The 14,929-nt window shown below is 48.0% G+C and carries 13 protein-coding genes; 6 read left to right on the top strand and 7 right to left on the bottom strand.

All coding sequences use genetic code 11. From position 1 onward, the window contains the following. The first annotated feature begins 177 nt into the window (after window positions 1-177). Window positions 178-996: a bifunctional DNA-formamidopyrimidine glycosylase/DNA-(apurinic or apyrimidinic site) lyase gene (gene mutM, locus AELLOGFF_RS17330; RefSeq protein ID WP_159270264.1), complete on the top strand. Its 819-nt coding sequence runs from the start codon at window positions 178-180 to the stop codon at window positions 994-996. A 77-nt stretch (window positions 997-1,073) separates the two neighbouring features. Here the strand turns inward: mutM and ggt are convergent, their stop codons facing one another. The 4 genes from ggt to AELLOGFF_RS17350 all read right to left on the bottom strand — a co-directional run bounded on the left by ggt (window position 1,074) and on the right by AELLOGFF_RS17350 (window position 5,046). Further along, window positions 1,074-2,828, bottom strand: coding sequence for a gamma-glutamyltransferase (ggt, locus tag AELLOGFF_RS17335; RefSeq protein ID WP_159270265.1), 1,755 nt, complete (start codon window positions 2,826-2,828; stop codon window positions 1,074-1,076). A gap of 166 nt (window positions 2,829-2,994) precedes the next feature. Beyond that, entirely contained in the window at window positions 2,995-3,771 is a 777-nt protein-coding gene (yaaA, locus tag AELLOGFF_RS17340) for a peroxide stress protein YaaA (RefSeq protein WP_159270266.1), read from the bottom strand. Window positions 3,772-3,821: 50 nt separating this feature from the next. Further along, window positions 3,822-4,325 carry a DUF4265 domain-containing protein gene (locus AELLOGFF_RS17345; RefSeq protein WP_159270267.1) on the bottom strand — a complete coding sequence of 168 codons (504 nt, stop codon included), beginning with the start codon at window positions 4,323-4,325 and terminating at the stop codon, window positions 3,822-3,824. Between the two features lie 94 nt (window positions 4,326-4,419). Beyond that, entirely contained in the window at window positions 4,420-5,046 is a 627-nt protein-coding gene (locus AELLOGFF_RS17350; RefSeq protein WP_159270268.1) for a hypothetical protein, read from the bottom strand. 71 nt (window positions 5,047-5,117) lie between these two features. On the opposite strand from AELLOGFF_RS17350, the gene AELLOGFF_RS17355 reads away from it, so the two are divergent. From AELLOGFF_RS17355 to AELLOGFF_RS17370, 4 genes are all read left to right on the top strand, one after another. Further along, window positions 5,118-5,636 carry a TRAP transporter small permease subunit gene (locus tag AELLOGFF_RS17355; RefSeq protein ID WP_159270269.1) on the top strand — a complete coding sequence of 173 codons (519 nt, stop codon included), beginning with the start codon at window positions 5,118-5,120 and terminating at the stop codon, window positions 5,634-5,636. Window positions 5,637-5,652: 16 nt separating this feature from the next. After that, window positions 5,653-6,999, top strand: a complete 1,347-nt coding sequence (locus AELLOGFF_RS17360; protein WP_159270349.1) for a TRAP transporter large permease — start codon at window positions 5,653-5,655, stop codon at window positions 6,997-6,999. 80 nt (window positions 7,000-7,079) lie between these two features. Then, on the top strand, window positions 7,080-7,469 hold the full coding sequence (locus AELLOGFF_RS17365) for an acyl-CoA thioesterase (RefSeq protein WP_159270270.1): 390 nt from the start codon (window positions 7,080-7,082) through the stop codon (window positions 7,467-7,469). A 78-nt stretch (window positions 7,470-7,547) separates the two neighbouring features. Continuing rightward, window positions 7,548-8,402 (top strand): SDR family oxidoreductase, encoded by an 855-nt coding sequence (locus AELLOGFF_RS17370; protein ID WP_159270271.1) that lies wholly within the window; start codon window positions 7,548-7,550, stop codon window positions 8,400-8,402. 19 nt (window positions 8,403-8,421) lie between these two features. Here AELLOGFF_RS17370 and AELLOGFF_RS17375 read toward each other — a convergent pair whose 3' ends face one another. From AELLOGFF_RS17375 to AELLOGFF_RS17385, 3 genes are all read right to left on the bottom strand, one after another. Further along, window positions 8,422-9,558 (bottom strand): TRAP transporter substrate-binding protein, encoded by a 1,137-nt coding sequence (locus tag AELLOGFF_RS17375; protein ID WP_159270272.1) that lies wholly within the window; start codon window positions 9,556-9,558, stop codon window positions 8,422-8,424. A gap of 16 nt (window positions 9,559-9,574) precedes the next feature. Further along, window positions 9,575-11,746: a DNA helicase II gene (gene uvrD, locus AELLOGFF_RS17380; protein WP_159270273.1), complete on the bottom strand. Its 2,172-nt coding sequence runs from the start codon at window positions 11,744-11,746 to the stop codon at window positions 9,575-9,577. Between the two features lie 272 nt (window positions 11,747-12,018). Then, window positions 12,019-13,644 (bottom strand): hypothetical protein, encoded by a 1,626-nt coding sequence (locus AELLOGFF_RS17385; protein WP_159270274.1) that lies wholly within the window; start codon window positions 13,642-13,644, stop codon window positions 12,019-12,021. A 159-nt stretch (window positions 13,645-13,803) separates the two neighbouring features. Here AELLOGFF_RS17385 and AELLOGFF_RS17390 point away from each other — a divergent pair, with 159 nt between their 5' ends. Next, window positions 13,804-14,715, top strand: coding sequence for an SIS domain-containing protein (locus tag AELLOGFF_RS17390; protein ID WP_327785494.1), 912 nt, complete (start codon window positions 13,804-13,806; stop codon window positions 14,713-14,715). The last annotated feature ends 214 nt before the right edge of the window (window positions 14,716-14,929 follow it).

Consider the following 14,929-nt stretch of genomic DNA (forward strand, 5'->3'; position numbering starts at 1 on the left):
AGTTTCTGGGCATGAGAGCGGATTTTGCGGGGCTTTGTTGAAGGGAGAGCGCTTTCGCTCACTGTAGTTTGGTTGCGGGCAGCTGGTGTGCCCAATATCCTTTATTAAATAGCTACTCTGCATACGTCTTGCGCTGAGATACAATTCTACCAAGAACATTGCCTGATAGAGATCACCGTGCCTGAATTACCTGAAGTCGAGACAGTAAAACGTGGAATAGCCCCACACTTAGTGAAGCGCCGTTTCCGTAGTGTGACCATACGAGATCATCGCTTACGCTGGCCGGTCGACCCTAATTTGAGTCATTACTTGGTGGGGCAAGAGGTACTTAATATTGAGCGACGTGCAAAATACGTTCTAGTGCGCCTGCTTAAAGGGTATTTGGTGATTCATCTCGGCATGTCAGGTCGTTTGTACTTTGTCAGTGCCGATACACCCGTTGCTAAGCATGACCACTTAGATTGGGAGTTAGATAATGGGCAGATATTACGCTATACCGACCCCCGTCGTTTTGGTGCAGTTATTTGGATTGATGGTGACGATGTATCAACCCATAAGTTGTTCGCGGCGTTGGGCCCCGAGCCCTTGGATGATGTCTTTAATGCGGACTACTTATTCAAGCGGTCGCGAAAACGCAAAGTGCCCATCAAGAGTTTTATAATGGATGCCCATGTTGTGGTTGGGGTTGGCAATATTTATGCAAATGAAGCCCTATTTATGGCGGGCATTTTACCAACACGAGAAGCGGGCAGTGTCAGTCTTGCTCGTTATATTCGCTTGGTTGATGCAGTAAAAAAAGTGTTAGCACAAGCGATTACGCAAGGGGGGACAACCCTAAAGGACTTTGTTGGCGGGGATGGAAAGCCGGGCTATTTTAAGCAAGAGCTGCAAGTGTATGGGCGGGGTGGAGAGGCTTGCCCTATTTGCCGTAAATCCCTTAAGGAAATGAAAATAGCTCAGCGAACCACGGTATTTTGTAAAAGCTGTCAGCGATGAAAAGTAGCTGCCCTTACTCGGTTATAAATCCCCGCCAAGTTTTGACGGGAATGACAGCAGTGAATGCGTAATAGGCCTTAATATCCATTAGCCTGACCTTCTCGGCGAGGGTCTGCGGCGCCTTCTAAGGCTTGGTTTTTAATTAATATCCCATGAAGTCCACTGGTTTGATCTCGCTCGGTAAAGTGATGGCCACGCTGAGTTAACTGGGCTTTTATTTCTGGCTCAAATCGGCCTGATTCTAATTCTGTGGTATTACCCATGGCAATAACGTGGCCAGCACTGATAGCCGACGCAATATTTTCGCTGTCGGCAAGAATGCGATACACGCTGCCGGCGACATAATCGATAATTCTGGCTCCACCGGGAGAGCCAATCGCGAGCAGTGGCTGATCATTTTTAAAAACAATAATAGGAGACATAGACGAGCGTGGTCGTTTACCCGCTTGAATACGGTTTGCGATTTTACTGCCGTCAGCATTGCTGGGAATAAAAGAAAAGTCGGTGAGCTGATTGTTCAGTAAAAAGCCATCAACAAAAACCCGTGAGCCGAAAGCAGTTTCTATGCTGCTGGTCATGCTGAGTACATTGCCATTGGCGTCAACAATACTGAAATGGCTAGTGGAAGGAAGTTCTGGTGAAGTACTGGTTTTACGCTTGGGCGAGTCAGGTGGGCTGCCAGCGGCAAAGGATTGAGTGCGCTTCTTGTGGTCAATAAGACCTGCCCTTTGGCGTAAATAGCTTGTTTCAACAAGCCCCTGAGTGGGTACATCAACAAAGTCAGGGTCGGCAATGTAGGTATTCCGATCTGCAAACGCTAGGCGTGAAGCTTCAATAAATGTGTGCACAAAATCTGCCTCTGTGCGCAGAGGATGATTTTCCTTGGTCGCTTCTAATAATTTTAAAATCGCGATAACGGTAGTACCCCCAGAGGAGGGTGGCGGTGCACCGCAGACGGTATACTCAAGAAACGATGAGCACACAGGCTGTCTTTGTTTGGCTTGATAGTTCGCCAAATCTGAAAAGCTAAGTGCACCGCTGCGGTTTTTGTCGGACTTCACGGCCTTTACGATGTGTTTTGCAATATCTCCCCGATAGAAGGTCTCAGCGCCTTGAGACGCGATGCTCTGTAAGGCAGCCGCGTAAGCAGGATTTTTTAGCACCGTTCCAATGGCTTTTGGCTGGCCGTCAGGGGAAAAGAAATAAGCACTAATTGCAGGATTAACGGCGACTTTAGGCATGCGAACTAGCAATGTGTATAGACGAGGGGAAATTGTGAAGCCCTCATTAGCAAGGGAAATTGCCGGCGTAAATAAATCTGCCCAGGGCAATTTACCGAACTTATTGTGTGCGGCTTCTAACATGGCGAGTACACCTGGCACGCCAACAGAATGACCGCCGATAACGGCGTCAAAGAAGCGCATTGGCTTGCCGTTGTCTTGTAAAAAATAGTGTTCATCAACGGTTTGAGGTGCAGTTTCTCTGCCGTCCCAACTACTCAGGTGTTTATGTTTTGCATCCCAGTAAAGCATAAAGGCACCGCCGCCAATTCCTGACGATTGTGGCTCGACTAAACCCAGTACAAGTTGCGCCGCGATACCTGCGTCAATGGCTGAGCCACCGGCGCGCAAAATCTTTTCAGCGGCAGCGCTGGCGTGGGGGTTGGCGGTTACCGCCATAGCTGATTTGGCATGCAGAATCGCAGATTGCTTAAAGCCACTCGCCGCTTCGGGAACAATAACTGGGTCGCTGGCATGGGAAAAAGAGATGAGTGAGCTCAATAATGCTAGCGCGGCTAAATGATATGATTTTGTTATCAAAGACAGGGGCATGGAAAAAATCACAGAAATAGAATATCGGTGAGCTTGCCATGCTCGGAGGGAAAGTGCAAAGCTGAAGATTTCAGTGTGTTTAATCAAGTAAAGAACGATCAGTTAGGGGTTTAGGCTGACTGATCGTGGCGGATTAGATTGTAAGGTTACGGAAAACTTTCGTTTGCTAAACCGGCGCATCCCGTAAAAACACCCATTCACGGGCAGTGGATTGCTCAGCGCTATAATAATAGCCTTCACGGTCAAAGGCTTTCAGTTGTTCAACTTCAGTGATCCGGTTCTGGATAATATACGCGGCCATTAAGCCTCGGGCTTTTTTTGCATAAAAACTGATTATTTTATATTTGTCATTTTTATAATCTTTAAATATTGGGGTAATAATATCGGCGTTAAGCGCCTTGGTTTTAACCGCGCTAAAATACTCATTAGAGGCGAGGTTAATGACAACTTGAGAATGTATTTGGCTCAATTGCTTGTTAAGTGCCTTGGTAATGCTTGTGTCCCAAAATTCGTATAAATTCTTGCCGTCTTTGTTGGCAAATCGAGTACCCATTTCTAGACGGTAAGCCTGGATTAAGTCTAATGGACGTAGCAAGCCATATAGGCCAGATAAAATCCGCAAGTGCTGTTGGGCAAAGGCAAAATCGTCATCATTAAAGCTATCAGCATTAAGGCCGGTGTAAACGTCTCCACGAAAAGCCAGAACCGCTGCTTTGGAGTTCTTTTTAGTAAAGGGCTGGGACCAATTCATAAAGCGTTGGTGGTTTAATTCGCCCAGTTTGGGGCTTATTTTCATGAGATTGGAAATATCGTCAGGGCTAAGCGCTTGTAGTTGCGAAATAAGTGTTTGCGAGCGCCCTAGGAAATCACCCTGAGTAAATTTTTCAGTGTGTGAGGGTGTTTCAAAATCCAGTGTTTTTGCGGGTGAGATAAGGAGTAACATAACCTGCCTTGTTTAGGCCACAAGCGTGGCAAAATAGTTGGGGACGGATATTAAGCTTGAAGTAGCGATTGCCACCAATTTAGTGGTTCACCGCTTTCCGGGTCATAGACATTACCGTAGATCCAACTTGCTGATTCGCCATTAATCCATTTGCTTAATAACTGCTCTATGGCGCTAAAACTTACGCCAAAATGAATGCTGTAGACCAAGGCGCGCTCGGTTTTTACATCTAGGCACCCTCCCAGTTTTTCAATTTCTGCTGTCAGCTGCATTTCTAGTGATTCATTTGGCTCGCGAAAAAAGACCCGAATACATAAGTTGCCACTGCGTTCGACGACAATAAAGCGGCCACGGGAATCTGAGCTTAGGTTTATGCTGTCTAAGGCTGCAATGCCACGGACAAATAAAGGTGATTTTAGCAGACGATAATCGCCCTCATTCTTTAGTGGCGTGGCCAGCACTTTTTCAAAAATGGGCTGATTATTAACTGGATGGGTGCCGGCGTATAATTCTAAAAGGGTTTCTTGGTCGGCAAAAGGTGCGTTGTCTGTCATAGCTCTACTGTATTCATTACTAGGGATCGTTGGTGGCTTATGATACCGATTTTAGTGGCTTACCGCACGATAACGATGCCTTAGCGTATGACGGTTAATTGGGAAATTGAATGCCTAGCGGTGGCGGAGTATAAAAAGCGTCGGGTTGCGCTCGTTTGTTAATACTCAGTAATTTCAAACCGCCCTCTATCTGGAGTACGCCGCTATCAGCAAGATCTTGAAAGGATTTTTCGAGGCTGAGTAAGCGTTCGCCCCGTTCATTTTTCATGGCGCCGGCAAAGCGCCGAAAGAACAGGCGAAGCCCCTTACTTGCTTCTTTAACACTGGGGTTGTCGGTGAGAACAGCGAGGAATGTAGAGCGGGCATCACTGGCGGTGTAAACTCGACCCTTTATGCCCGCCACGTCACTGAATTTATTGGTGAGGATCAGGCTTACTGTGCTGGGGTGGGGTATGGCAGGGGCTTGTGAGCCTTGTAAGTCATTGATCATTCGACCAATATCGTCTACGTTCATGACAATACGGCCACCACCTTGATTGAGAACAATAATGGCTTGATCGCCGTTAATAATCGAATAACCGAGCTGGCCGCGATCGACGCGAATATGTTGGTCGTCACGATAGCTTAAAGTGAGGGTTTCTTTGCCAATCTTATAGTGGGCGACGATATCTGCCTGCACGGTGCAGGTAAAACTGAGAAAGGCGATAATAATAAACCGCATGATGTCTCCTTGGCATCTGAGCCCACAGAATAGCTATAATATGCAGCTAAATTTAGGGATAACCATAAATAGTGAAGCAGTGTGTTTGTTTGATAGATAGTTTTACTGAGCGGTTTGGACGCCTTTTGGCTTGGTTAATTCCGCTAATGATGCTTGGCACTGCCGCAGTGGTCATTATGCGTTACGGCTTTGATCAGGGCATGACCGCGCTACAAGAATCAGTGAGTTACTTACATGGCACGGTTTTTATGCTGGGCGCCGCTTATACTTTAAAGCACGGTGGTCATGTGCGGGTAGATATTTTTTATAGCCGTTTTTCAGTACGTAATAAAGCATGGATAGATAGTATTGGTAGCATTGTATTTTTGTTACCCCTCTGTGGGCTTATCTTAATTACTAGCTGGGATTTCACTGTAAATGCTTGGTTGATACGTGAAACCTCGGTAGAGCCAGGGGGCCTGCCATTTGTTTATGCATTGAAATCACTACTGCCGTTGATGGCCGTTAATCTTGGCTTACAAGGTGTAGCAGAAATACTGCGTAATTTGATAGTACTGATGGGCACGGAGGCTGAACAAGGTGCTAATTGAGCTGCTGCCCTTACTGATGTTCGTCATGATTTGTGTGGTGTTAATGCTGGGTTATCCGGTGGCATTTAGCTTGGCTGGCACCGCCATGCTTTTTGCTGGGATTGGTATTAGCCTTGGCCACTTTGATGCTTCTTTCTTGTCAGCGTTACCTAGCCGCTTATACGGCACGATTACCAACGTTACCTTGGTTGCGGTGCCATTATTTGTACTCATGGGCGTGCTGCTGGAAAAGAGTCGAATTGCTGAAGAATTGCTGGGCAATATGGCGGCCCTTTTTGGGCGAAGACGAGGGGGCTTAGGTTTTTCAGTTATATTGGTGGGGATGTTACTTGCGGCAAGCACGGGGATTGTTGGGGCTACTGTCGTCACCATGGGCTTAATGTCATTGCCCACCATGCTTAAGCGAGGTTATGACCCGAGTGTAGCTACCGGGACAATCTGTGCAACGGGTACGCTTGGGCAGATAATTCCACCGTCAATTGCTCTGGTGCTCTTGGGTGACACCTTATCGAGTGCTTATCAGCAGGCTCAGTTAGATTTAGGCGTATTTAGCCCCAAGACTTTATCGGTGGGTGACCTCTTCATTGGTGCGCTAGTTCCGGGTTTAATGCTGGTGTGCCTGTATCTGCTTTATATGGCCTTTGTCGCTTTTGCTCAGCCGGAGAGAGCGCCGCCAGCGACGGACCTTGAAGCGCCATCAATGGCGTCAATATTAAAAGGTTTACTACCACCGGTTGCATTAATTCTTACTGTGCTAGGTTCTATTTTGGTGGGGGCGGCAACGCCAACTGAAGCGGCGGGAGTGGGTGCTTTAGGTGCGGCAGTGATGGCGGCAATTAAAGGCCAACTCGGTGTTGGCCGAATGGGGGAGGTTGCTAGGGAAACACTTAAAGTCACCTGCATGGTATTTATGATTTTGGTGGGCGCGGCGGTTTTTTCTTTGGTGTTTCGTGGGTTTGGCGGTGACGACCTAATTCAAGAATTTTTTGCTGAACTTCCGGGTGGTGTTATCACGGCCACGTTTATTGTGATGATAGTCATCTTTCTGCTGGGTTTTATACTCGATTTTATAGAAATTACGTTTGTTGTCGTGCCGATTGTCGGTCCAATATTGTTGGCGATGGGCGTAGACCCCATATGGCTGGGTATTATGATTGCGCTAAATTTACAGACCTCATTTTTAACGCCACCATTTGGTTTTTCGCTATTTTATTTGCGTGGAGTTGCACCGCCATCGGTCACAACGGCAGAAATATATCGCGGCGTGGCGCCGTATATTGCACTGCAATTGCTCATGTTGGCGTTGCTGGCATGTTGGCCTTCGCTGGCAACGTGGTTGCCGGCTTTTGTTCGCGGTCAATAAAGTAAGAGAGACATTGACAATACATCTGCGCACACGTTAACTGTGCACTTTTAATAAATTCTATAAAGAGATTATGTATTATGCGTGATATCGACGACACGCCAAAACCAACAGGTTTACTTGCATTACAAACAGTTGCAATGCCTGCGGATACCAACCCTAGTGGTGATATTTTTGGTGGTTGGTTAATGTCGCAAATGGACCTTGCCGGCAGTATTACTGCTTCGCGTCGTGCGGGTGGCAGAGTCGCTACCGTAGCGGTGGATGCCATGGCATTTATGACCCCCGTTAGGGTTGGCGCTGTTGTGAGCTGTTATACCGAAATTTTAGATGTTGGCCGCAGCTCTATTCGTGTTCGTGTTGAGGTTTGGATTACCAGTTTACAACAAGATGAACCTGCTAAAGTAACAGAAGGAGAGTTCGTTTTTGTTGCTATAGATGGCAATGGCCGCACACGTATAGTCGATTAATTAAGGTGTTAATGTAGAAACAAGAAACACGCTCTAACAAGTAAGACAGATTAAAGCTAACGACAACGGAGAATAATAATGTCGATGCTTAATAAGGTTTGTTTAATTACTGGCGCAACTAGTGGTATTGGTAGGGCAACGGCGTTGGCGCTTGCAGAGCAAGGTGCCGAATTGTTTGTAGTGTGTCGCAATGCGAGCAAGGGTGAGTCGTTGTTGAAGGAAATCAGTCAACAATATCCCCAGTGTTTTGTCACTTTATTGCTTGGAGACTTAGGGTGTTTAGCTGATATCCGCAAAGTGGCGCAGCAATTTATTGATACTGGTAAACCTCTGCACTTATTGTTGAATAATGCGGGGGTGGTAAACCCTCGTCGAAAGCAAAGTCGTGATGGCATAGAGGAGACGTTTGCGGTTAACCACTTAGCGTATTTTTTACTGACTGAATTATTATTAGATGTTTTGTTGCGGAGTGCGCCAGCGCGTATTGTCAGTGTGGCATCGGAAGCTTACACCTTTGTTAAGGGTGTCCAGTTCGATGATATTGAGTTTTCCACCACGGCTTATAAAACATTTAAAGTGTATGGCCATTCAAAGTTGTGCAATATTTTATGGACACGGCAGTTGGCTAAAAAATTAGAGGGTAGCGGCGTTACCGCAAACTGTGTTCATCCCGGTGCAGTTAATACTAGCTTAGGGCAGCAGGAACATATACTGATCGGAAAAGTTATTGCGGTGTTGATGAAACCCTTTTTTCGCAGTCCTGCGGCGGGCGCGGCAACGTCGATCTTTGTCGCCACATCGCCCACACTCGACAACGTCAGTGGCGAATATTTTTCTAATAGTAAGCCCAAGGGTATCAGGCCTTGGGCCACAGATGATCAAGCTGCAGAGCGACTTTGGCAAGTGAGCAAGGACTACACCCAGCGTGCTTGATTGACTAACGCTGCTGTACTTATAGGTCTCGGGAATTTATATACGACTGTTCTGAGATATGGTGATAATCCGTGGCGCCATCCATAAACTTTTTCCAGCTTGTATACACCTTTTTGGTCATAGGGTCGTTATTGCCAAGCTCTTTTAAATACTCATCAGATACTTTATGCAGCCCCCGAATAACATCATCGGGGAGTTTGCGCAGCTCCACTTGATGGACATCTACCAGCTCGCGTAAGGCGGCATTGTTGCGCGCGGTGTACTCATCTAGCATATCTGCATTGGCGTAACGGGCTGCCGTTTCGACTATGGCTTTAAGGTCTTCTGGTAAGGCTTCAAATGCCTGTTTGTTAATGATGAGCTCTAGGGTTGAGCCGGGTTCGTGCCAACCTGGATAGTAATAATATTTGGCGACTTCATGAAAGCCAAAAGCGAGATCATTATACGGCGCGACCCATTCCGTTGCGTCGATTACACCCGTTTGTAGCGAGGTATAAAGTTCACCGCCGGGCAGGGTAACGGAGGTGCCCCCAAGTCGATTCCACACCTCGCCACCAGAGCCGGGAATGCGCATTTTTAGGCCTTTAACATCTTCTAGCGAATTGATCTCTTTATTAAACCAGCCCGCCATTTGCACGCCGGTATTACCACCGGCCATGGGGATTAAATTAAAAGGGGCATAAGCTTCACGCCATAATTCTAATCCGCCGCCGTGATATAACCAGCCGTTCATCTCCTGGGCATTCATGCCAAAAGGTACTGCGGTAAAAAAGATCGAGGAGGGTAGCTTACCTTTCCAGTAGTAAGCGGCACCGTGCCCAGCTTGCGCGCTACCGGTAGATACGGCATCAAAAACCCCCAGTGCGGGGACGAGTTCGCCAGCGCCATACACTTTAATTAACAGCCGGCCTTCGCTCATTTTATTAACCATTGTGGCGAATTTCTCAGGTGCAGTACCTAGACCGGGAAACCCTTTGGGCCAGGTGGTGACAAGCTTCCAATGAAAAACTTGTCGATCTGCTGTGTTGTGAACCTGCTGTAAGGTGCTGTGGTCTTTGCTGCGTTCACCCACGTACAGCCAGCTCATGGCTACCAGTGCGGCGATGAGTATTAATATGAGTAGCGGGGTGTAATTGGCTTTATTAGCCTGATTCATTGTTATTATTCCTATCTTACAAAACCTGTAAATTAGCGTATTGCAGTACCAGCCATTTATTGCCTTCGTCTTCGAAATTCACCTGTACGCGTGCGCTGGCGCCCTGGCCTTCAAAGCTAATAACGGTGCCAGCACCAAAAATACTGTGTAAAACCTGCTGGCCTAAGCCAAACCCGATAGAGGCCGCTTCTGCTTGCTGTGAATTAGTGGTGCTTTGCGCATAACTACTGGGTCGCGTTACCGTATTGTTAATACGGACTTCATCAATTAGCTCATTGGGTATTTCACGCACAAAACGAGATAGGCTGTTAAAGCTTTCTTGGCCATGTAAGCGTCGAGACTCAGCATAACTTAAGTATAATTTTTGCTCTGCTCTTGTTATACCAACGTAAGCTAGGCGACGTTCTTCTTCAAGCCTTTCTGGGTCTTCCATCGACATTTTGTGAGGAAAGAGATTTTCTTCTGTACCCACAATAAAAACAGCGGGGAATTCGAGCCCTTTGGCAGAGTGAAGCGTCATTAATTGCACGCTGTCTTCATGCTCATCTGCTTGTTGGTCACCCGCATCGAGTGCGGCCTGATCGAGAAAGGCGCGGAGCGGTTCGGCGTCTTCGTCTTCTGGGGTATAGCTACGTGCAGCAGTAATTAACTCCTGCAGGTTTTCGATACGGGCTTGGGCTTTTTCACCTTTTTCTTTTTCGTGAAATGGAATTAAACCCGAGCGATCAATGGTCAGGCTAACTTGCTCGTCCAGGGTTAAATCTTGGCACTGGGCGGCAAGTTCTTCTATCAGCGACAGGAAGCTTCGCAGAGCGTTACCGGCGCGGGCCGGTAACAGGCCATTTTCAATGATGGCGATAGCGGAGCGCCACAGAGAAAGTTGGTGTTGGCGGGCATACTCGCGGAGTGTTTCCACTGTGCGATTGCCAATACCCCGTGTCGGGGTGTTAATAACTCGCTCAATGGCCGTGTCGTCATCTCGTAATGCGACGATACGCAGGTAGGCAAGCGCGTTTTTAATTTCTAAGCGATCGTAAAAACGTTGGCCGCCGTAGATACGATATGGCGTTCCGGCGCGAATTAAGAATTCTTCCAGTACGCGAGATTGGGCATTGCTGCGATAAAGTACGCCAATATCGCTGCGACGGTAATCATCGCGGAGCAAGTCACTGATTCGATCGGTGACAAAGCGGGCTTCATCTTGTTCATTAAAGGCCGCAAATAAGGCGATTTTGTCGCCGTCGTTACCCTTGGTCCACAACTCCTTACCAAGCCTTTGACTGTTATTGGCAATTAGTGCGTTAGCCGCTTTAAGAATAGTGCCGGTAGAGCGATAGTTCTGCTCCAGCCGTACTATCTGGGTGTTATTGATGTCTTTAGAAAACTGTTGGATGTTTTCAATGCGGGCGCCGCGCCAGCCGTAAATAGATTGGTCATCGTCACCAACAGCGGTCATTGCCATGCCCTTGCTGGTGAGTAAGCGCAGCCATGCGTATTGTACGGCATTGGTATCTTGAAACTCGTCGACTAAAACGTGCTTAAAGCGTTGCTGGTAATGATCGAGAATCGCAGGATTGTCGCGCCACAACTCCAGCGCCCGTAAGAGCAGCTCGGCAAAGTCGATAACACCTTGTTGCTGGCAAACTTCTTCGTAGCGACGGTAGACCTTGAGCATGGTGCTTAAGTGGTGATCGCCACCAAAGTCATCAATATGGGCAGAGCGTCGTCCTTCGTCCTTATGGCCATTGATAAAATACTGAGATTGGCGGGGTGGCCAACGGGCGTCGTCTAGCTCTAATTCGCGATGGATGCGCTTGAGCTGACGAAGTTGATCGTCGCTGTCCAGTATTTGGAAGTTATCGGGCAGCCCGGCTTCGCGGGCGTGAGCCTTGAGCAAGCGATGGGCCAAACCGTGAAAGGTGCCAACCCACATGCCGTGGTTTAAATTACCGCCGAGCAGGGCTTCGATTCGGCCGCGCATTTCCCGTGCGGCCTTATTGGTAAAGGTTACCGCCAGAATGCTGTAGGTAGATAGGCCTTCGACCTTAATCTTCCACGCTATACGGTGAACCAGTACTCGAGTTTTGCCACTACCCGCACCCGCTAGTACTAGCGTGCCGGTGCTATCGGCGGTTACAGCATCACGCTGCGCGTCATTGAGATCATCAAGAATATAAGATACGTCCATGGCGGCATATTCTACTGGGAATCATTGGCGCTGGCACCGCTAAAATGTGATTAGTGGTAAGTGAGCGTAAAGATTGGCAATACACGCTGCTTTGGAGGGGGATACTGGATGGGTATAACGATGGCGGTATGGCCGAATATGTGAAAAAAAACGCTAGAACCCTGTATTGCATAACAGGATTTCTAGCGTAAATGGAGCGGTTTATCTTTGCAAAGCTATTGTTGCTACCCTACTAGGGTCACAGAGTTTGGCTCATTGCTGAATAATAGGTGCTATTTTATGAACTCTTTATTGATAATGCGGGTAAAGCTAGCCTCAACGAGGACGTCGGCATAGTCGTCTTGGTCTGCTGGGCTTTTGCTATCGATTAAAACACTGTTTTCCGTGCCTTGAACCGGTGCGAAATTGAGGTACCAGATGTCACCGAATTCGTCGGTTTCGGTGTAAGTCAAAGTGCCTGCTGAGTTGAGCTCCCAAACCAGAGTGGTAACGTCATCTTCTTCAAAGGTCACGGTTCCCGTGCCATCGGCGTTAAGCTGAACGCTGAAGTTTTCAATACCTTCGACGTCATTATAGGCCGGTGAGGTAGTTGTGACCCGCCAATTGCCGACTAAACCTGCCTCGTCAAAGCGGGTTTCACGATGGGCTAGGATATCGCCTAAGTTTTCGCCATTGCCAACGAGCGTCGTTGTGAACTGGCCGATGCGGGTAAATGAGTATTCGTCGCCCTCGCCTATATCTTCAGAGCTCAGGTCGCCCCATCGCTCCACAATAAAGGTATTTGTATTTTCATCAAGGTGGTCTTTATTGTATAAACCGCCATCGCCATCAGTATCAACGTTTGCGCTGGCCGTATAGTCTTCACCGCTGATCGCAAACGTGCCGAATTCACCGGATAAGGCCTGTGCGGGTTCGTCGTAATTATCGTAGTCTTCAAGATTATTGGTGTGTGCAATGACGTATTCTGTGTCAGACAAGAACGTCAGAATATTGAGGTTGTCGCTTTCCGCCTCATAGAGCTTCCAAGCACCCTGTAATGCACCGGGGAGGTTTTTAACACGGGAAAAGGTAACGGTCTCACCGGCATCGTCAGTAAAGCCGAGTGTTAGCTCGTCGCCCGCTAAGCTTGCAGATGATACCGAGCTTCCCTCATCGTAAAGGCCGCCTGAGTTATCGGACTGCTCAATTAGGTCTGTGCTGAATGCACCGGTCTCAATATCCCAAGTGTAAGTACCATATTCGACTGACCCTGCGACTTGGTCACCGTCGTCAGTATGCTCATGAATAATGACGTATTCGTTTCCTTCAATGAACGTCAGTATATTGCGTTTACCGTTGCCTTCACTGTACAGCCAGCTGCCGAGAAGTTGTGATTCTTGTGCAGCTAGGAAATGCGCCTCAGCTTGCGCTTCGCTAATCAATGTAATGCCATCGCCGATAGTATCGAGTATCGCCTGTGCTTTGCTGTCAAAGTCAGCGTCACTGAGGCTTAAGTTGCTACCACTAAAGGCATTTTCAGCTTCCAGCGAGATTTCAATACCGTTGTCTGGGTTGTTGTCAGCGTCTAAAGATTGCAGCAGCTGCAAAATATTTGTGCGAACATCGCTGTCACCCTGGGCGAGCTCTGTTGGGGTGATTTGCTGTGATGCGCTAGTGCTAGGAAGCTGAAGGTCACCTATAGAAAATACGATCGACTCGCCGTCTATATAGTTAAATTCACCGAGGACGTTGGTTAAGCCCTGTACGCTGTCGGTTTGGTATGCAATGCCACTGACTGGGCTATCGGTGAAAATACCCGTTAAGGTGCTGCCGCCGCCAGAGCCGCCGCCACTACCGCCTCCGCCGCCACAGGCGCTTAAAATAATGGCAGAGCTTAAATAGAGTAGTTTTGTCTTCATTTACATCACCAAAGAGTCATTTTAATTGTGAATATTCTATTGAGGCTGCAAATGCAGCTATGTAGGAATAGTAAAAGGTATTATTCATGGCCGCCTCCCCAATATTGGGGAGTTGTTCTGAATGTTTTTTAATTGCTCTGCTGATCAACGGATGGGGGCTTGCTGCGTTACAATGGCGGCGGTGATATTAATAACAACCAGTCGGCGGACCATAAAGTGAGCCCCAGAAATATAATTCGCGCAATTGAAACCAATAGAGAGCAAATGCGGCGCTCTGAGCGCAAGGTTGCGGACTATATATTGGCGAATCGCAAAGAAGTGATTCACATGCGGATTGTCGATCTAGCGCAAGAGGCGCATGTTAGCGAACCAACGGTGGTCCGTTTTTGCCGAGCGGTTGGCTGCGACGGCTTTCAGAACTTTAAGGTGGCCTTGGCGCAGCATATTGCCCACAGCCCAGAATATGAAGAGTTTAGCTTTGGCGACGAAGATTCCGCTCGGCAATATACCTTTAAAGTGTTTGACTCCACCATGGAAGCTCTCAAAAAAGTAAGGGACAGCATTGATGTTGCCGCAATAGAGCAGGCTGTTGAATTGCTCAGTAATGCGCGTCGGGTTGAGTTTTACGGCTTTGGTGCCTCGGCTGCGGTAGCGACAGATGCGCAACACAGCTTATTTCGGCTACAAATGTCAGCGAGTGTTTACTCTGACCCCCATGTGCAGGCGATGTCGGCCATGTCATTAAGCCAGCAAGATGTGGTGGTGGTTATTTCTCAGTCAGGTCGAACCAAAGCGCTCTTAGACGCCATTGCCTTGGCTAAACGAAATGGCGCGCCGGTCGTCGCGCTAGCGCCTAGCGGCTCACCAGTAGCAATGGCGGCTGATCTTGCTGTGTATATTGATGTCGATGCTGATGCCGGAGATTATACGCCTCTGCCATCTCGCCTTGCTCACATGGCTGTTTTGGATATTCTTGCAGTGGGAATATCGCGCAGTAAAGCCGGTGTTCGTGAGCATTTGAAGACCATCGAAAAAGGGCTGCAAGTTCTGCGTACCGACCTTAAATCATAATTAGGGCTTGTCGATTTATCCATAACTTGGCCGCGAGCCAACCCATAATTTTGGCCTGTAACGTCCCAAAGCGGACGTGTTCGTCAGCGGCTAAACCGTCACCTTAGCGGGCAATCAGAAAGCCAAGTTCTCCGGCAGGACAAGCCGTTCACGCCAGCGACGAGCATGTTCAGTAGAAGCGGGCTCACTAATTCCGTAGATCGTAGTCTAAGTT

The organism is Zhongshania aliphaticivorans (assembly GCF_902705875.1).
Lineage (GTDB): Bacteria > Pseudomonadota > Gammaproteobacteria > Pseudomonadales > Spongiibacteraceae > Spongiibacter > Spongiibacter aliphaticivorans_A.

Excerpts from the sequence above, each read along its gene's own strand:
- yaaA (WP_159270266.1), bottom strand. The coding sequence starts at position 3,771 with ATGTTACTCCTTATCTCACCCGCAAAAACACTGGATTTTGAAACACCC.
- AELLOGFF_RS17365 (WP_159270270.1), top strand. The coding sequence starts at position 7,080 with ATGCGTGATATCGACGACACGCCAAAACCAACAGGTTTACTTGCATTA.
- AELLOGFF_RS17360 (WP_159270349.1), top strand. The coding sequence starts at position 5,653 with ATGTTCGTCATGATTTGTGTGGTGTTAATGCTGGGTTATCCGGTGGCA.
- AELLOGFF_RS17370 (WP_159270271.1), top strand. The coding sequence starts at position 7,548 with ATGTCGATGCTTAATAAGGTTTGTTTAATTACTGGCGCAACTAGTGGT.
- AELLOGFF_RS17350 (WP_159270268.1), bottom strand. The coding sequence starts at position 5,046 with ATGCGGTTTATTATTATCGCCTTTCTCAGTTTTACCTGCACCGTGCAG.
- AELLOGFF_RS17375 (WP_159270272.1), bottom strand. The coding sequence starts at position 9,558 with ATGAATCAGGCTAATAAAGCCAATTACACCCCGCTACTCATATTAATA.
- AELLOGFF_RS17385 (WP_159270274.1), bottom strand. The coding sequence starts at position 13,644 with ATGAAGACAAAACTACTCTATTTAAGCTCTGCCATTATTTTAAGCGCC.
- AELLOGFF_RS17345 (WP_159270267.1), bottom strand. The coding sequence starts at position 4,325 with ATGACAGACAACGCACCTTTTGCCGACCAAGAAACCCTTTTAGAATTA.
- uvrD (WP_159270273.1), bottom strand. The coding sequence starts at position 11,746 with ATGGACGTATCTTATATTCTTGATGATCTCAATGACGCGCAGCGTGAT.
- ggt (WP_159270265.1), bottom strand. The coding sequence starts at position 2,828 with ATGCCCCTGTCTTTGATAACAAAATCATATCATTTAGCCGCGCTAGCA.